At 67.9% G+C, this 15,507-nt stretch carries 19 protein-coding genes; 11 read left to right on the forward strand and 8 right to left on the reverse strand.

Annotation, left to right across the window (positions count from 1 at the left end; genetic code table 11):
* Positions 1 to 79: 79 nt before the first annotated feature.
* The 3 genes from D9C15_RS28120 (at position 80) to D9C15_RS28130 (ending at position 2,034) form a co-directional block, all read left to right on the forward strand.
* A complete protein-coding gene (locus D9C15_RS28120) occupies positions 80 to 1,027 on the forward strand; it encodes a cation diffusion facilitator family transporter (protein ID WP_128002415.1) in 948 nt (315 codons plus the stop codon).
* Between the two features lie 144 nt (positions 1,028 to 1,171).
* Positions 1,172 to 1,714 carry a hypothetical protein gene (locus D9C15_RS28125; protein WP_128002417.1) on the forward strand — a complete coding sequence of 181 codons (543 nt, stop codon included), beginning with the start codon at positions 1,172 to 1,174 and terminating at the stop codon, positions 1,712 to 1,714.
* Between the two features lie 68 nt (positions 1,715 to 1,782).
* Positions 1,783 to 2,034, forward strand: a complete 252-nt coding sequence (locus D9C15_RS28130) for a hypothetical protein (RefSeq protein ID WP_128002419.1) — start codon at positions 1,783 to 1,785, stop codon at positions 2,032 to 2,034.
* Positions 2,035 to 2,048: 14 nt separating this feature from the next.
* Here D9C15_RS28130 and D9C15_RS28135 read toward each other — a convergent pair whose 3' ends face one another.
* Positions 2,049 to 2,384: a DUF4148 domain-containing protein gene (locus D9C15_RS28135; protein ID WP_128002421.1), complete on the reverse strand. Its 336-nt coding sequence runs from the start codon at positions 2,382 to 2,384 to the stop codon at positions 2,049 to 2,051.
* A gap of 149 nt (positions 2,385 to 2,533) precedes the next feature.
* Here D9C15_RS28135 and D9C15_RS28140 point away from each other — a divergent pair, with 149 nt between their 5' ends.
* Complete coding sequence (locus D9C15_RS28140; protein ID WP_128002423.1) at positions 2,534 to 3,220, forward strand: heavy metal response regulator transcription factor; 687 nt, start codon at positions 2,534 to 2,536, stop codon at positions 3,218 to 3,220.
* A complete protein-coding gene (locus D9C15_RS28145; protein WP_128002425.1) occupies positions 3,217 to 4,545 on the forward strand; it encodes a heavy metal sensor histidine kinase in 1,329 nt (442 codons plus the stop codon). The genes D9C15_RS28140 and D9C15_RS28145 overlap by 4 nt, the downstream gene beginning before the upstream one ends.
* A gap of 3 nt (positions 4,546 to 4,548) precedes the next feature.
* On the opposite strand, the gene D9C15_RS28150 is transcribed toward D9C15_RS28145, so the two are convergent.
* From D9C15_RS28150 to D9C15_RS28180, 7 genes are all read right to left on the reverse strand, one after another.
* Positions 4,549 to 4,860, reverse strand: coding sequence for a hypothetical protein (locus D9C15_RS28150; protein ID WP_128002427.1), 312 nt, complete (start codon positions 4,858 to 4,860; stop codon positions 4,549 to 4,551).
* Between the two features lie 508 nt (positions 4,861 to 5,368).
* Positions 5,369 to 6,025: a DsbA family protein gene (locus D9C15_RS28155; RefSeq protein ID WP_128002429.1), complete on the reverse strand. Its 657-nt coding sequence runs from the start codon at positions 6,023 to 6,025 to the stop codon at positions 5,369 to 5,371.
* Positions 6,022 to 6,480, reverse strand: a complete 459-nt coding sequence (locus D9C15_RS28160) for a disulfide bond formation protein B (RefSeq protein WP_128002431.1) — start codon at positions 6,478 to 6,480, stop codon at positions 6,022 to 6,024. The genes D9C15_RS28155 and D9C15_RS28160 overlap by 4 nt, the downstream gene beginning before the upstream one ends.
* Complete coding sequence (locus tag D9C15_RS28165; protein WP_240668626.1) at positions 6,477 to 6,851, reverse strand: copper chaperone PCu(A)C; 375 nt, start codon at positions 6,849 to 6,851, stop codon at positions 6,477 to 6,479. The genes D9C15_RS28160 and D9C15_RS28165 overlap by 4 nt, the downstream gene beginning before the upstream one ends.
* A 131-nt stretch (positions 6,852 to 6,982) precedes the next feature.
* Positions 6,983 to 7,459 carry a signal peptidase II gene (lspA, locus tag D9C15_RS28170; RefSeq protein WP_205854931.1) on the reverse strand — a complete coding sequence of 159 codons (477 nt, stop codon included), beginning with the start codon at positions 7,457 to 7,459 and terminating at the stop codon, positions 6,983 to 6,985.
* 120 nt (positions 7,460 to 7,579) lie between these two features.
* Positions 7,580 to 7,861 (reverse strand): TFIIB-type zinc ribbon-containing protein, encoded by a 282-nt coding sequence (locus D9C15_RS28175; protein ID WP_375138825.1) that lies wholly within the window; start codon positions 7,859 to 7,861, stop codon positions 7,580 to 7,582.
* A 249-nt stretch (positions 7,862 to 8,110) separates the two neighbouring features.
* Positions 8,111 to 10,432, reverse strand: coding sequence for a heavy metal translocating P-type ATPase (locus D9C15_RS28180; RefSeq protein WP_375138826.1), 2,322 nt, complete (start codon positions 10,430 to 10,432; stop codon positions 8,111 to 8,113).
* 97 nt (positions 10,433 to 10,529) lie between these two features.
* Here D9C15_RS28180 and cadR point away from each other — a divergent pair, with 97 nt between their 5' ends.
* The 6 genes from cadR to D9C15_RS28215 all read left to right on the forward strand — a co-directional run bounded on the left by cadR (position 10,530) and on the right by D9C15_RS28215 (position 15,503).
* Positions 10,530 to 10,973: a Cd(II)/Pb(II)-responsive transcriptional regulator gene (gene cadR / locus D9C15_RS28185; RefSeq protein ID WP_128002438.1), complete on the forward strand. Its 444-nt coding sequence runs from the start codon at positions 10,530 to 10,532 to the stop codon at positions 10,971 to 10,973.
* Positions 10,974 to 11,206: 233 nt separating this feature from the next.
* Positions 11,207 to 11,464 carry a CzcE family metal-binding protein gene (locus tag D9C15_RS28190; protein ID WP_164886887.1) on the forward strand — a complete coding sequence of 86 codons (258 nt, stop codon included), beginning with the start codon at positions 11,207 to 11,209 and terminating at the stop codon, positions 11,462 to 11,464.
* Between the two features lie 120 nt (positions 11,465 to 11,584).
* The gene (locus D9C15_RS28195) at positions 11,585 to 11,905 is read left to right on the forward strand and encodes a transglutaminase-like domain-containing protein (protein WP_128002442.1); all 321 of its coding nucleotides are present in this window, start codon (positions 11,585 to 11,587) and stop codon (positions 11,903 to 11,905) included.
* A gap of 593 nt (positions 11,906 to 12,498) precedes the next feature.
* Positions 12,499 to 13,773, forward strand: coding sequence for a TolC family protein (locus tag D9C15_RS28205; RefSeq protein WP_128002446.1), 1,275 nt, complete (start codon positions 12,499 to 12,501; stop codon positions 13,771 to 13,773).
* Between the two features lie 42 nt (positions 13,774 to 13,815).
* Positions 13,816 to 14,370, forward strand: coding sequence for a hypothetical protein (locus tag D9C15_RS28210; RefSeq protein ID WP_128002448.1), 555 nt, complete (start codon positions 13,816 to 13,818; stop codon positions 14,368 to 14,370).
* 56 nt (positions 14,371 to 14,426) lie between these two features.
* Positions 14,427 to 15,503 (forward strand): efflux RND transporter periplasmic adaptor subunit, encoded by a 1,077-nt coding sequence (locus D9C15_RS28215; protein ID WP_375138827.1) that lies wholly within the window; start codon positions 14,427 to 14,429, stop codon positions 15,501 to 15,503.
* Positions 15,504 to 15,507: the final 4 nt, after the last annotated feature.

Below are 15,507 nucleotides of genomic sequence, written 5' to 3' on the forward strand. Positions count from 1 at the left end.
ATGGACATAGCCTCGGCCGAGCCGATCCGATGACGCGGCAGCAGGCCTGCCCGGTTCGGTGGCGAGGGAGAGTCGGGCGATGAGCGCGGGGCACGACCACGCCTTGCCGGCAACGACCAAGGAGCGCTCCCTGCGCTGGGCATTGGTGTTGACCTCGGCCTTCCTCATCGCCGAGGTCGTGGGGGGCGTCGTTCTGAACAGCCTTGCGCTGCTGTCCGATGCTGCGCACATGTTCACCGATGTGGCCGCGCTCGCGATTGCATTGGCGGCCATCAGGATCGCCCGCCGGCCGGCGGATCAGCGCCGCACCTACGGTTACCACCGCTTCGAAATCCTGGCGGCGGCCTTCAATGCGCTGCTGTTGTTCGGCGTCGCCGGCTACATCCTGTTCGAAGCGTGGCAGCGCTGGCGCCAGCCCGAGGAGGTGCAGACGACCGGGGTGCTGGTGGTGGCGGCGCTCGGGCTGGTGGTGAATCTCGCGAGCATGTGGATGTTGCGTTCGGGCAAGGACGCCAGCCTGAACGTCAAGGGTGCCTATCTCGAGGTGTGGAGCGACATGCTGGGATCGATCGGCGTGATTGCTGGTGCGATCGTGATTCGCGTCACTGGGTGGAACTGGGTCGATTCGGTGATCGCGGTGGCCATCGGGCTGTGGGTTCTGCCGCGGACCTGGGTGCTCTTGAAGGACACCCTGAACATCCTGCTGGAAGGGGTTCCCGAAGGCATCGACATGGCGGCGGTCAGGCAGTCCCTGCTGGGCCTGCCGGGCGTTCTGGGCGTGCACGATCTTCACGTGTGGGCCGTCACCAGCGGCCGGCCCAGTCTCACGGTTCACCTGGTGCATGCCCCCGAGGTAGCGGTGCCGGCAGACCTTCTCGAGCGGGCACGCGCAGTCCTCGCGGCGGACCATCACATCACCCACACGACGGTCCAGCTCGAGACGCAGCCGTGCGCACAAGCCGACGTGGCCGTTGGTCCCGGGGGCAGCGACGACGAAGCCGCATCGCGTGAGGATGCTCATGCCTAGACCTGCAGCGCGGGCAGCCGGACCGGCGTGCGCCATGGAGCCAGGCTGCACCCGGAGCCACGGCGACTGCAGCCCCAACCACTGGTGTGTCCGCTCGTCGACGCGGCGACCACACGTCATTTCCGCCAACTGAAGGAGAAGTGAATGAGCTTCGATCGACGCAAGTTGCTCGCCGCAGCCCTGGGTGGCACGGCGCTGCTGACCACCGGTTGCATGACCAAACCCTTGCACCCGGCCAACGCCGATGGGACGTACTGCTACCGCATCGGCAGGAGCTACCGCCCCAAACTGACCTGCACGACGGGCCCCGTTCCCTCCGCGCAAGTCGAGTCACTGGCTCGCGATTTCGGTGGATCGGCCGATCGCCTCACGGTCTATCTCGTGCGCAAGCGCTGGGGTGATACGGAGCACGTGATCTCGGTGTCGACCCCAGGGGCGGCCGCAGCGCAAACCGTGCCCGAGACCTTTGCGCGCCTGCGGCTGACACCCGGACAGCATGTGCTGACCGCCACATGGCCCGAAGGAACGGCAGGCCTCGAAATCGCGGGCAAGGCTGGCGAAGTGCTGGTCGTGGAAGTGATCGGCCAAGTCTGGGCCTGGGGCAGCAAGTACCGCCTCGAGCCTGGAACGATCGACGACGCCCGCGAACGCACGCGCAACCTCCGACTGGTTGCGGACGTTGGTTGAAGACGCTTGCGACCTCGTGACGCGAGCGATAGCGGGTGCCCGAACAGCGCGGGCAAGCGAATTCCAGCATGAGACCCCGACTGGCCGATCCCGAGCTCTCGCTGGCGATGACCTGGATCTGGATCGGCGTGCTGCTCGCCGCGCTGGTGGGGTATGGGATCTTCCGCTGGTGGCGACGTGGACATCCGCGCAAGCAGCCACCAGCACCGTTGAGCTACTCCGCCGAACTGAGCCAGCGCTTGCAGAAGAACATGACCAAGGGCACGAAGCGCAGGCGGCGCGGCAAGACCGCGAAGAAGAAGCCGCCGCGTCGCCCGTGAAAAGTGTGCCGAGATCAGCCGCCCGTCTGCAGTTCGAGGCGCGCGCGGCGGGCATCGGGCGACTCGGCGCGCATCTCGTCGATGACCTGCTGCCGCGTCTTCGGCGGCTCGGAACTCTTGACCGGCAACGGCGCCCCACGCTGCAACAGCGCCAGCGTGCCGTCCTTGCGCGCTGCGTCGACCTCGGCCATCACCTGGGCACGGGTCTTGGCGCTCTTGAAGTGCTCGGGGTGGTAGGTCACACCGGCTTCGCCGCCTGTGGTGTGCCAGACCGAATTGGCCTGCGCCGCCAGCGGCAGCGTGAACGCGAAGGCGACGGCAGGGACCAGAGCGAGACGGAAGACATTCATGTGGAGATCCTTTCAGGGGGAAGAGCAGGAGACCTGCGATGGCATGCCCGAAGGCATGCCGCCACTGTAGGAATCGGTGCCCCACACGAAGGAAACGAACAGATGACAGTTTGGACAGGCCGCGTGCGCCAACAGGCGGAGGCACGGCCATGAAGCTCCTGATCGTGGAGGACGAGGCCAAGCTGGCCGACTACCTGCGCAAGGGTCTGGTGGAGGAGGGCTATGTCGTCGAGGTGGCCGGCAACGGAATCGACGGGCTGCACATGGCGACCGAGGGCAGCCACGACCTCATCGTGCTCGACGCCATGCTGCCCGGCATCGACGGGCTCGGCCTGCTGGCGGCGCTACGCCAGAGCAGGCAGACGCCGGTGATCATGCTGACCGCCCGCCACCGCGTGGAAGACCGGGTGCGCGGCCTGAAAGCCGGCGCTGACGACTATCTCGTCAAGCCGTTCGCCTTCTCCGAACTGGTGGCCCGCATCGAGGTACTGCTGCGCCGCGCCGCCGGCGCCGCGCCGGCGCCCGACGCCCTGCTGCTGTCGCTGGGTGACCTGCAGGTGGACCTGGCGCGGCGACGTGCCGTGCGCGCCGGCCAGCGTCTGGAACTGTCCGCGAAGGAGTTTCAGCTGCTGACGCTGCTGATGCGCCGCAAGGGCGAAGTGCTCTCCCGTACCGAGATCGCCGAGCAGGTCTGGGACGTCAATTTCGACCACGGCACCAATGTGATCGACGTCGCCATCCGGCGCCTGCGCGGGAAGCTGGACTTGCCCTTCGAGCACCCGCTGCTGCACACCGTGCGCGGGATGGGCTACGTGCTCGAGGACCGCAGCTCATGAGTCGGCTGCACGCTGGATCGCTCGACCGCCGCCTGGCTCGCTGGCTCGCACTTCTGGCCCTGGCGGGGCTCACGCTGACGTGCCTGGGTGTCTACATGGCGACGGCCCTGAGCTTCGAGGACCGGCAGGCGGACACGCTGCGCCAGAAGCAACTCCAGGTGCGCCATCTGATCGCCGAGGCCGGCGTGGTGGGAAATGCGGCGCTGACGCACAAGCTCGACGATGCGATGGTCGGCCGGCAGGACCTGACACTGGTGCTCACCGATGCCACGAACCAGGTCCTGTATGCCGGACCCACCGCGCCGCCACCGCGCCAGACCCTGGTCACGCGGTTTGAGGCGGCAACGGCATCCGGGCCGGTGCAGGCGACCCTGACGCTGGACACCACCGAGGACGACCGTGTCCTGTCCCGACTTGCCCGCACGCTCGCCGCGGCCGCGCTGGCCGGGTCTTTCATCATTGCAGTGGGCGGTTTCACGCTCGTGCAGCTTGGACTGCGCCCGGTCCGCAACCTCGCCTTTCAGGTCCAGGCATTGGCGGCCGACACACTGGATCGCCGGCTCGATGGATCGGCCCAGCCGGAGGAACTGGCCGCACTGGTTCAGCATGTCAACGATCTGCTGGACCGATTGCACCGGGCCTACGAGCAACTGGAGGCCTTCAATGCCGACGTCGCGCATGAGTTGTTCACGCCGCTGGCGACGCTGATTGGCGGTACGGAGGTCGCCCTGCGCAAGGCCCGCGAAGCCGATGAACTGCGCGACGTGCTGGGCGAGCACCTCGAGGAACTCCAGCGCATGTCGCTGATCGTTCAGGACATGCTCTTCCTGTCCCAGGCTGACCGCGGCGCGAAAGCGCGGCGCGAGACAGTGCAGAGCCTTGCCGACGTCGCCAGCGCGGTGGCCGAGCTGCACGAGGCACACATGGAAGAGGCTGGACTACGCTGGCGCGTCGACGGCGACGCGGGTGGCGCCGTCGACGCCCGCTTGCTTCAGCGGGCCCTGTCCAATCTCATTGGCAATGCCACACGACACGCGCAACGCGGCAGCGAGGTGATCGTGAGGATCGAGGCGACCCGTGACGAGGCCTCGCTGAGCGTGGTGAATCAAGGCGCGACGATCGCGCCCGAACACCTGCCGCGTCTGTTCGATCGGTTCTACCGGGTCGATGCCTCTCGCAGCGGAGCGGCCCGCAACCACGGGCTGGGCCTGGCCATCGTGGCCGCCATCGCGCGAATGCACGGTGGGCGGGTGGCGGCCACCTCTAGCGACGGAATCACGTCCATCGGGCTCGTCATGCCGACGACGCCCACCGAACCGGCCTGACGGTCAGAGGCAACTGCCTGCGATATCCCGAGCGCGGCCGGGCGCGGTCATGCGGTCCAGCTTCTTGGCATCCGCCAGGCTGAGCCCGGTGGCCGGCGCTGACGACGGTACGACCATCCCGGCATTGTCCAAGCGCTTCGCGACGGCGAGCGTCACGCCGCTCATCACAGGCGCAGTGGTCGCTGCAGGTGCCAAAGCCCGGTCCTCCAGGCGCTTCATCTTGGCGACGTCGGCCGTGCAAACAGTGGCCGCAGACGCCGTACCCGCCAACATCAGCGACAGCATCGCGAGCGCGGCACTCAGAGAGGTCTTCATGGTTTGCTTGGAGTTCGTTGTGACGGCATCCAGTGTGGATGGCGACGACTGACGCGCCTTGAACGGCAAGATGACAGTTCTGTCAGAACCCGGCCGGCATGGTCGCAACAGGTGCCGGTCCCGGCGCGCAGGCGATGCGAAACGCGGAAGCGGTTGTTCACTAGCACTGTCTGGCTGCGGAAGATTCGCCGAGCCGGCACGGGCCGATGGGCATGAACGGCAGGCACATCCCTGGACGCTTCGATTGCGACCGGCGAAAGCGACAGCGCGGTCGGCCTCGGTCCGCTCAACCGCGTCCCGGCGTCGGCGTCGAACAGCGGAACGCCAGCCACTCGGCAAGGACGCGTGAGAGACCCCGTGCCATGTGATGGATCAGTCATCACGGTTCCGGCGATGCTGCGCGCCGCTCGCCGCGTACCTGAAGGCGCGCCCGGGTTCAGCGATCTCAGCAGCGCTGTCGCGTCCCGGTGCACCCGGCACTGCGGATCAGCACGGAACTCAAGCTCAATCAGCGCGTCGCTGATTTCTTGAGTTCCTGCTCGACAAGTGCCTTCAACTGCGCCTCACCGAACTCGCGCAGCGGCGAGCCGTTGACGAAGAACCCGGGCGTCTTGTCCACCTTCAGTGCCTGCATGTCCGCGATGTCCTGCCGCAGCAGCTGGTCGATGGTCGGCCCGTCGGCATCCGCCCTGGCCTTCGTCATGTCGAGACCGACGTCGCTGATGAGTGACCAGATCATGTCGGGCTGCGGGCGGTCATGAGAGGCCCATTGAGGCTGGGCAGCAAGGGTACGCTCGAACGCTTCCCAGTACTTGCCCTGCAAGCGGGCCGCTTCGAGGATCTTGACCGCCGTGTCTGATCCCGGGTGCAGCGGGGCGTAGCGCACGACCAGCCTGACCTGGCCGAAGCTCGCGTTGACCATGCTCTTGACGATCGGGTAGAAAGCTCGGCACGTCTCGCAGGACGGATCGAAGAACTCGACGATCGTCACCTTCGCCGCCGGATTGCCGAAAACGGGCGAGTGCGGTCTGACCAATGCTTCGATGTTCGTCTGCGCCGCCTGCTTCACTTCCTGGTTCGCGCGGTTCGTGAAGACCGCGACGCCGGCCACAAAGGCCAGAACGACCGCCGCGGCGGTGCCGAGAACGATCCATTGCCTGTTCATGTTGTTGCCCTCGCTCTTGCCATCCACAACGCCACCAGGATGCCCGAGAACGCCGTGAGCGACAGCAAGGGAATCGGCACGACGCCAGCCACCTGAACGTCGGCGTCCGCGCAGGACGACCCCTTGCCGCACGGCACCAGCCCTTCCGACACCACGCCCCAGAAGACCAGCAGGTGGTACGCGGCGATGCCCCATCCCACGCCGGCCAGCGGCAGTGCGTAGCGAACGCTGCGCACATCCGATGTGAACAGGCCCAGGCCGAGCACCAACACCAGCGGAAACATCGCGATGCGCTGGTACCAGCACAGCACGCACGGCGTCTTGCCCATCACCTCGCCCAGAAACAGCGCGCCGGACGTGGCCAGCAGCGCCAGCAACCAGGCCAGGAACAGGGGCGTCCAGAACGCGGCGTTCCGGCCGTCGCCATGCGGGGCAATCGGCTGTTCTTCGCTCATCGTGTCGGCGGCGTGAATCCAGCCGTCGCGTTCACCTCGACCTTCGACACGCTCCCGTCGGCCGCCGTGAACGAGAGCACCAGGGGCACGCGCTCGCCCGCCTTGATCTGCTTTTTCAGGTCCATCATCATGACGTGCAGGCCGCCCGACTTCAGCTCGATCGTCTGGCCGGCCTTCAAGGGCACACGATCGGCTGGCCGCATCCGCATGATGCCCTGGTCCATCCACATCTCGTGAACTTCGACGATGCCGGCGACCGGCGAACTGGCGCCCGTCAGCACGACTTCCTTCTGGGCGGTCAGCCGCATGAAGGCGCCGGTGGCCGACTGGTTCGGCACAGTGGCGCGTGCCCAGGCGCCATCGACGGTCACCTGCGCGTGGACCGCCGACGCGGTACCCGCAGCCAGCAGCGCAGCGAGGCAACAGGACAACACACGATTCGGAGAGGGAAAGCTCGTCCTTGTCGTTCTCGCCCGGAGGTCCGTGGGAGGCGCTTGTAGACTCATGTTGTGCCTCTTCGGCCGACCTCGCGCGAATCGTCCCTCGACCCGAGCGAGGCCGCGATGAGCAGCGCCGCGCTGCCGACGATGAAGATATCCGCCAGATTGAAGGCGGGCCAGTGCATGCCGCGCCAATGCAGGTCGAGGTAGTCGACGACGGCGCCGATGCGCAGCCGGTCCGCGACGTTGCCGAGTGCGCCGCCGATCAGCCCGACATAGGCTGCCGATACGAGTCGGCCGCGAATGCCGCGCCACAGCAGCACGGCGAGCGCCGCGCTGACGACGACACCGACCGCGGTCAACGCGTGACGCTGCCAGCCGCCGGCCTCGGCGAGGAACGAGAACGAGGCGCCGGGGTTGAGGACATGGACCAGATTGAACCAGGCGGTGATGGCCATGACTTCGCCACGAGGCAGACTCGTGGCGATTGTCCATTTGACGAACTGGTCCAGCGAGAGCAACAAGGCAGCGGCACCCATGAGGCACCACCAGAGCCGGTGCCGGGCAGCCCTCGCGGCGCGTGGTGCGGCGAGACCGGCAGCTGCGTGCGTCATCGTTCGCAGGTCTCGGTCAATGGCATGCTTTTGCGGAGCCCGCTATCAATCGAAGAGATCTCGCAGGAACGACCTGCGCTTGTGACCACTGGCGTAGCGGTCGTCATGTCGCGAATGGTGACCTCCGTGGCCGTGCTCGGGTGTCGCTGAAGGGAACTGTGGTGCGGCGGGCATCGGAAGGGGAGCCGCCGCACTCGATTCCATGGCCGAGCGTTCGACGATCTTGTCGAGTTCACCGCGGTCCAGCCAGACGCCGCGGCACTTGGGACAGAAATCAATTTCGATGCCCTGACGCTCCATCATCGACAGGCGCTCGGTCTTGCACACGGGACAATCCACTTTCTGACTCCTAGTTGCCGAGCAGATGCTCGATATCGGGTGGGATGGGCATCGGGACGGGGCACTGACATTCGTTCGTCCTGTATGGCAACGGGGTAGCCGGCTCGAGAGAGAACCGACGGCGACGAGCGCAACGCGCATGAACTGGCTGCGTCGCAGCAGCATTGCCTGCGACAAGCCGCTGCCAGGCTTCAGAGTCGGGCCTCTCGAAAGCAGCGCCCCGGAATGAGCCTGATGTCATGCCGCCTCGCCTCCCTTCTTCAGCAGCCGAAGCCCGTTACCCACCACCAGGAGACTGGCCCCCATGTCGGCGAAGATCGCCATCCACATCGTCGCGCTGCCGAAGACCGCGAGCACCAGGAACACGGCCTTGATGCCCAGAGCCAGCGCGATGTTCTGCCACAGCACCACATGCGTCGAGCGTGACAGTTGAACCGTCTCGGCAATGCGGCGCAGGTCGTCGTTCATCACCACGACGTCAGCCGCTTCCATGGCGGTGTCGGTGCCGGCTGCCCCCATCGCCACGCCGATGTCGGCCTGCGCCAGCGCCGGTGCATCGTTGATGCCGTCGCCGGTCATCGCGGTCGGACCGTGCTCTGCTTGGAGTGCCTTGATCGCTTCGAGCTTGTCCTCGGGCAACAGGTTCCCGCGCGCTTCGTCAATGCCGGCTTCGTGCGCGATGGCCGTGGCCGTGGCCTGGTTGTCCCCCGTCAGCATCACCGGTGTGATGCCCATGGCCTTCAGCGCTGAGACGGCTTCGCGGGACGAGGCCTTGATCGTGTCGGCAACGGCAAACAAGGCGATCGGGCCGGCGTCGGAGGCCAGCAGGCTGACGGTGCGGCCCGCTTCCTCATGGGTGCGCAAGCTCGCCTCGAGGGCCGGCGAACACTGGCCGCGCTCCTCGATCAGCCGGTGGTTGCCTAGCACATAGGTGGTGCCGGCGATGTCCGCTTGCACCCCGCGGCCGGCCAGCGCCTTGAAATTCTCTGCCTGTACGCTGTTGGACTTGAGCCCCGCGGCGATGGCGCGAGACACCGGGTGGTCCGAGTGGCTGGCCAGCACGAAGGCCATGTGCTCGGCGTTCGCGGCATTGGTTGCCGGATCGAGGACGGACCAGTCCACCAGCCGCGGCTTTCCCTCGGTGATGGTGCCGGTCTTGTCGAGCGCGATCGCCTTGAGCTTGCGCGCCTCTTCGAGGTAGATGCCGCCCTTGATGAGGATGCCGCGGCGCGCTGCGGCTGCCAAGCCGCTGACGATCGTCACCGGCGTGGAGATCACCAGCGCGCAGGGGCAGGCGATGACCAGCAGCACGAGGGCCTTGTACACGCCCTGCAGCCACGTCCAGCCGAGCAGCCAGGGGCCGAGCAGTGCCACTGCCACGGCGATCACGAATACCGCTGGCGTGTAGATCGCCGCAAACCTGTCGACAAAGCCCTGCGTCGGCGCCCGGGTCGCCTGAGCCTCCTCCACAGCGTGGATGATGCGCGCCAAGGTCGAATTCGAGGCCAGGGCGGTGACCTCGAACTCGAATGTCCCCGACTCGTTGATCGTGCCGGCAAAGACCGGATCCCCGCTCGTCTTGTCGACGGGAATGCTCTCGCCGGTGACCGGTGCCTGATTGATGCTGGTCTGGCCCGAGCGGACGACACCATCCATAGGAACGCGTTCCCCCGGCTTCACCCGCAGCAGAGCGCCAACCGCGACCTGGCTCACGGGCAGCGTCCCCCAACTGCCATCGGCTTGGCGAACCGAAGCCTCCTCCGGCGCCATCGCCAGCAGGCCCTTGATGGCGTTGCGCGCGCGGTCCACGGCCTTGGCCTCGATCGCCTCGGCGATGGCGTACAGCGCCATCACCATCGCGGCTTCCGGCCACTGGCCGATCGCGAAGGCGCCCGTCACGGCCACGGTCATCAGCGCGTTGATGTTCAGCCGCCCGTGCCGCAGCGCCGTCAGCCCCTTCTTGTAGACGTCGAAGCCGGCGAGCCAGATCGCGATGGCCGCCACGGCAAGGCCCGCCCCCCGCCAGACCGTGGTCTCAGGCGCAAAGTAGCCGATGATCTCGGCGCCGATGGCCAGGATCAGCGCCCCGACCAGCTTGGGAACCTGGCCCCGCACGACCTCGTGATCATGACCGTCGCCCGCCGCATGGCCGGCCTCCGGTTCGCTCCCGGCGATCGGCTGCGGGTCGAAACCGGACTTGCGCACGGCTGCCAGCGCTGGCGCGATCGACTGCTCGTCGGCATCGATCGTGAGCACCCGCTGGCCCAGTTGGAATCGCAGACCGCGAATGCCGGGCATGCCGTCAAGGGCACGCCGGATCTCGGCCTCCTCGGCCGCGCAGTCCATCGTCGCGATCCGGAAACTGCGCCCCCGCGCTGATGGAGCGCTGCTGTGCAGTAGCGTCGCAGGCATGGCGCATGTGCCGCAACCGTCGTCGGCGCACGCGGGTTCATTCACCTGCGCCGGAGGGTGAATGCGCCGGGCGTCGTGGGCGTGGTCGTGCGCATCGTCTTGACCGTGCTGGTGTGTGTTGCCGCCTTCGGCATGGGAATGGCTCATCGCAAGAATCCTCTTTGACCTTGCCGTCATTGAAAACCCTGTAGCCGGTGTAGAGTCAAGTCCCTGTCCCGATCAGGGAAGTCGAAAGATTGCAGCCATGAAGATCGGAGTCCTGGCCGAGGCCACCGGAACACCCGTCGAGACGATCCGCTTCTACGAGCGCGAGGGACTGCTGCCGCCGCCGGCCCGGGCGGACAACAACTACCGCGTCTACCTGCCGGCGCACGCCGAGCGGCTTGCCTTCATCCGGCAGTGTCGCAACCTGGACATGGCGCTCGACGAGATCAGGGCCCTCATCGCACTGCGGGAGTCGCCCGCGCAGGATTGCGGCGAGGTCAACGCCCTGCTGGACGAGCACATCGGCCACGTGGCGCACCGCATTCGCGAACTGCGAGCGCTGGAGAAGGATCTGAAGTCGCTGCGCGCGCGGTGCGCGTCGCCTCATGCCTTGGCGGAGTGCGGCATCCTCAACGGCCTCGACCGCGCCGCCGCCGCGCCAGCGTCCCCGGCGAAGCGGCGCCACGTTCACGGTGCCCACTGAGCCGGCGCAGGCTTCGGGCCAGATGACCGAACTGTCATCTGCCGGTTCCGAAACTGTTGCCAGGCGATTTCTAGAGTCCGTGGTTATGCCATCTGGGCATGCGGCTGAGCGATAGCCGATCACATCACCACGAGGAACTCATGCAATCACCTTCGTCATCCCTTCTCCGCCTGTCTGCCGTGCTGGTCGTGGCGGCCGCGCCTGCCGTTGGCTTCGCGGCTGGCGAGACCTTCATGAACGGCCAATCCATCTACGGCCAGCCGGCTGCCCTGTCGAGCGCGGCTCGTGTCGTCGACCTGGCGCAGGCCCCGCGCCCGAACATCGGTTACGGCGAGACGGTCGCCTTCCGCGGCGACGCCGGACAGCAGTTCGCATGGACCTTCAATGGCCTGGACCGGCGTGGCGTCGAGCTCGCCAAGATCGCGCCGCCGGGCTTCGGCGCGAAATCCGCCGTCGCCTACGTCGGGCGCGATCCGTCCAACCGCCGCTGACCGCGGTCCGACGCGCGCTCAAGCGCCGGCCGAGATCGGCCGGCGCGGCGGACTTGACCCGGTAGTGGCTTCAGGGTCTGAAATGCGGCTGCCGCCGCCTGGAGCCACCCTGATCGAGTCATGTCCGACACACCTTCTTCGCTGCTTCGCAGCACGCCGCTGCTCGACACCCAACATCCCGACATCGAGCGGCTTGTCGCCGAACGGGGGTGGCGCGTGCTGCCGATGCGCGAGCGGATCGGCGCGGTCTACGACTTCGTCCGCGACGAGATCGCATTCGGCTGCAACGAGGCGGACGATCTGCCGGCATCCCGCGTGCTGGCCGACGGCCATGGGCAGTGCAACACCAAGGGCACGCTGCTGATGGCCTTGCTGCGCAGCGTCGGCGTGCCGTGCCGTTTGAACGACAACGTGGCGCGTGTCCGCGCCGGACAGTGGTGATGTCCTTCACGCCGCCGCTTGGCCTCGCATGCTTAGGGTCAACCCTGTAGCCGCTACACTCTGACTTTATGCGTCGTTGGCTTGCCATCCTGCTGCTGGTACTGCTGCCCACCCAGATGTCCTGGGCGGCAGTGGCGGATTACTGTGCCCATGAAACGGGTGCGGCGGCGGACCATGTCGGGCACCACGATCACACCGATCATGGCCATGCGCCTGCAACGGTGGACCTTTCCGATCAGCCAGGGGCTGACGAAGGCGCAACTTCGACGGCTGACGTGGACTGTGGCCATTGCCACGGGCAGTGCACAGCCATGCTGGTGACGCTCGCCACCGCGACGCACGACCGCGCCACCGCCGCGCCGACTCCCGCCGGCGATGCCCCGTGCGCTGCCCACGCGGCAGCCCAACCTGAACGCCCTCAGTGGGCGCGCCTCGCCTGATCGGCGGGGCGGGTTCGTACTCCTCCTGAACCTCGTCCGCGCCTGAGCGCGTTGCCGTAGCTCGATCTCGGCAACCCGTTCGGGTCGGTGCGACTGCATTGGTCGCGGCTCGCCGGTCTCCCGTGTTCCCCCTATTTCACACTGGAGCATCGGATGCATCCGAGAACACGAACAACGATCGGCGTGCGGCAGGCCCTGCTTGCCGCCGTCCTGGCCGGGGCCGTTGCTGGCGCAGCGGCACAGGCGCCCGCGGCCCCCGCGCCCGGCGGACCCGGAACGCTCGGCCTCAAGGAACTCTTCGAGGCGGCCTGGGCACGTCAACCCGAGGCGCTGGCGCTGCAGTCCCGCCGAGAAGCCGCGCAGGCGCAGCGTCGTGCGGCCGAAGCCTGGACCCCGGAGCCGCCTGCGTTCGAGGCAAGTCACAAGACCGACCGCCTCACCCGCAACGATGGTGCCCGGGAACTCGAGGTCGGTCTCGCCGTGCCGTTGTGGCTTCCGGGCGAACGCCGCAGCAGCGGCGCGCTCGCGGAGGCCGAGGCAAGCGCCGTCGAAAGCCGCGCCCAGGCCGCCCGCGTTCGCCTGGCCGCGGCGGTCCGCGAAGCCTGGTGGACCTGGCAGCGTGCCGGCGTCGATGTCGAGATCGCGCGCGGCCAGCTCGACAACGCACGCAAGCTCGCCGCTGACGTCTCGCGCCGCGCCAAGTCCGGTGAGCTCGCTCGCGCCGACCAGCACCAGGCGGATGGTGCCGTGGCAGCTGCGGAGGCTGGACTGGCGCAGGCCGAGGCTGCCGCCACGGCGGCGCTGCAGCAGGTCAAGGCATTGTCGGGGGGCGCGATCGGGATGACGCCCGTGGTGTTTGCCACTGCCGAACCAGAGCCCGCCGCGACCGAGGCGGGCACCCATCCGGCGATCGCGGAGCTGCAGGACCGCGCCAGCGCCGCCGAGCGCGCCGCCGCGCTGGCTGCCACGCAGTCGCGTGCGAACCCCGAAGTGACCCTGGCCACGACGCGCGACCGCGGCGCATCGGGCGAGCGATATGGCCAGACGGTGACGCTGGCCGTTCGCATTCCGTTCGGTGGCGGCCCGCGACATGACAGCCGTGTGGCCAGCGCGCGTGCCGATGCCGCCGAAGCCCAGGCCCAGCTCGCTCTTGACCGCGCGCGCCTTCAGTCGGAGCGCGATGCTGCCGTTGCACGGGTCGACGCAGCACGGGCCCAGCTCGTTGCTGCCGAGCGCAGGGCCACCCTGGCCCGTGAAACGCGTGGCTTCTTCGAGAAGTCGTTCCAGCTCGGCGAGACCGATCTGCCGACGCGGCTGCGCATCGAAGCCGAGGCTACCGAGGCCGAGCGGCAAGCCGCGCGCAGCCGTATCGATCTGGCCGCTGCCATCTCGGCCTGGCGCCAGGCGCTGGGGCTGCTGCCGCAGTGACGGACCAACCGATCACCCACCCCCTTTTTGAGCGAATCCCCCATGAGACTGACATCCTTCATCGCCGCGCTCAGCGTCGCCGCAGCTGCCTTCTTGCCCCCCCTGGCCCGCGCCGGCGAGGGCCACGACCATGGCGAAGCCGCTCCCGCGGCCGCCGGCCCCGCTCTGCCGCGCTTTGCGGCCGTCTCCGAGACCTTCGAGCTCGTTGGCGTGCTCAACGGCAAGCAGATCACCCTGTACCTCGATCGCGCCGCCGACAACACGCCCGTCCCGGACGCCCAGATCGAGATCGAGATCTCCGGCACCAAGCTGAAGGCCGAGAAGCACGAGGACGCCTACGAGGTCGTGCTCGCAGCAGAGCCGAAGCCCGGCGTCTTGCCCATCACCGCCACCGTGACTGCGGGCGCGGATACCGATCTGTTGGCTGGCGAGCTTGATCTCCACGAGCGGGCACATGCCGACGAGTCGGCACATGTGCACAGCTGGCGGGAGTACGCCGGCTGGGCCGCAGGCGCTGTCACGGCCTTGGTCGTCCTGATCGTCGTCGGCCGCCGCGTCGCGGCCAGCCGTCAAACCCGCGTCGGAGCCGCCGCATGAAGCCGAATCGCATCCTCAGGTTTTCGGCACTTGCCGCTACGTCGCTTGCAGCCCTGATGCTGCTTCTGGCTGGCGCGACGCCGGCATGGGCCGGCGAAGGCCACGACCACGGCGGCCCAACCGCTGCGCCCAGCGCGAACGGGCCGCAACGCTTGCCAGACGGTAGCGTCTTCCTGCCCAAGCCGGCGCAGCGCCAACTCGGTGTGCGCACGCTGCCCACCGAAGCAGAGGATCTGCCACGCTCGTTCGAACTGAACGGCAAGGTCGTGATGGACCCGAACGCCGGCGGCAAGGTGCAACCCCTGAACGCCGGCCGCGTCGAGCCGGGGCCGCGCGGGTTGCCCACCGCGGGCCAGACGGTGCGCAAGGGCGAGGTGCTGGCCTACGTCGTGCCCTCGGCCGCGCCGATCGAGCGCTCGAACCAGGCCGCGCAACTCGCCGAACTGCGCGCCGCGAAGTCCCTGGCCGACAAGCGCGTCGCGCGATTGAAGGAACTCGCCGACACCGTGCCGCGCAAGGACATCGAGGCGGCCGAGAGCGACGCACAAAGCCTGGCCGAGCGCATTGCTGCCGTTGGAACGGGGCTGGCCACGCGCGAGGCCCTGGTCGCGCCGGTTTCGGGCGTGATCGCGTCGTCCCATGTCGTCGCTGGCCAGGTGGTCGATGCGCGTGAGCTGGTCTTCGAGGTGGTCGATCCGCAGCGCCTGCACATCGAGGCCGTGGCCTTCGACCCGGCACTTGCGGCCGGCATCGGGCGTGCGACCCTGGCGGTCGGCAACGAGCGTGTGCCGCTCGCTTTTGTCGGCGCTGCCCGCAGCCTGCGCGAACAGGCGCTGCCGCTGACATTCCGCGCTCAGGGCAAGGCCCTCGCGGCACTGGCCGTGGGCCAGCCAGTGCGTGTGGTCGTGCAGGGCAGGGAACTGGTCAAGGGCATCTCGGTACCGGTGGCCACGCTGATGAAGAACCCGGCCAACCAGACCATCGTCTGGGTGAAGACCGCGCCTGAGCGCTTCGAACCGCGCACAGTGACGGTCGAACCACTGGACGGCGTGAACGTCGCCGTCACCTCGGGCCTGAAAGCCGGTGATCGGGTCGCCACGCAAGGCGCGACCCTGATCAATCAGGTCCGCTGACGGG

This window comes from Piscinibacter defluvii, from assembly GCF_004011805.1.
In the GTDB taxonomy this organism is placed as follows: domain Bacteria; phylum Pseudomonadota; class Gammaproteobacteria; order Burkholderiales; family Burkholderiaceae_C; genus Piscinibacter; species Piscinibacter defluvii.

What these genes read in the sequence shown, in the direction of transcription:
- D9C15_RS28140 (WP_128002423.1), top strand. Translation starts at nt 2,534, where the DNA reads ATGAAGCTCCTGATCGTGGAGGACGAGGCCAAGCTGGCCGACTACCTG.
- D9C15_RS28210 (WP_128002448.1), top strand. Translation starts at nt 13,816, where the DNA reads ATGAGACTGACATCCTTCATCGCCGCGCTCAGCGTCGCCGCAGCTGCC.
- D9C15_RS28155 (WP_128002429.1), bottom strand. Translation starts at nt 6,025, where the DNA reads ATGAACAGGCAATGGATCGTTCTCGGCACCGCCGCGGCGGTCGTTCTG.
- D9C15_RS28195 (WP_128002442.1), top strand. Translation starts at nt 11,585, where the DNA reads ATGTCCGACACACCTTCTTCGCTGCTTCGCAGCACGCCGCTGCTCGAC.
- D9C15_RS28180 (WP_375138826.1), bottom strand. Translation starts at nt 10,432, where the DNA reads ATGAGCCATTCCCATGCCGAAGGCGGCAACACACACCAGCACGGTCAA.
- D9C15_RS28125 (WP_128002417.1), top strand. Translation starts at nt 1,172, where the DNA reads ATGAGCTTCGATCGACGCAAGTTGCTCGCCGCAGCCCTGGGTGGCACG.
- D9C15_RS28160 (WP_128002431.1), bottom strand. Translation starts at nt 6,480, where the DNA reads ATGAGCGAAGAACAGCCGATTGCCCCGCATGGCGACGGCCGGAACGCC.
- D9C15_RS28190 (WP_164886887.1), top strand. Translation starts at nt 11,207, where the DNA reads ATGAACGGCCAATCCATCTACGGCCAGCCGGCTGCCCTGTCGAGCGCG.
- D9C15_RS28135 (WP_128002421.1), bottom strand. Translation starts at nt 2,384, where the DNA reads ATGAATGTCTTCCGTCTCGCTCTGGTCCCTGCCGTCGCCTTCGCGTTC.
- cadR (WP_128002438.1), top strand. Translation starts at nt 10,530, where the DNA reads ATGAAGATCGGAGTCCTGGCCGAGGCCACCGGAACACCCGTCGAGACG.
- D9C15_RS28130 (WP_128002419.1), top strand. Translation starts at nt 1,783, where the DNA reads ATGAGACCCCGACTGGCCGATCCCGAGCTCTCGCTGGCGATGACCTGG.
- D9C15_RS28145 (WP_128002425.1), top strand. Translation starts at nt 3,217, where the DNA reads ATGAGTCGGCTGCACGCTGGATCGCTCGACCGCCGCCTGGCTCGCTGG.
- D9C15_RS28150 (WP_128002427.1), bottom strand. Translation starts at nt 4,860, where the DNA reads ATGAAGACCTCTCTGAGTGCCGCGCTCGCGATGCTGTCGCTGATGTTG.
- D9C15_RS28120 (WP_128002415.1), top strand. Translation starts at nt 80, where the DNA reads ATGAGCGCGGGGCACGACCACGCCTTGCCGGCAACGACCAAGGAGCGC.
- D9C15_RS28215 (WP_375138827.1), top strand. Translation starts at nt 14,427, where the DNA reads ATGCTGCTTCTGGCTGGCGCGACGCCGGCATGGGCCGGCGAAGGCCAC.
- lspA (WP_205854931.1), bottom strand. Translation starts at nt 7,459, where the DNA reads ATGGGTGCCGCTGCCTTGTTGCTCTCGCTGGACCAGTTCGTCAAATGG.
- D9C15_RS28205 (WP_128002446.1), top strand. Translation starts at nt 12,499, where the DNA reads ATGCATCCGAGAACACGAACAACGATCGGCGTGCGGCAGGCCCTGCTT.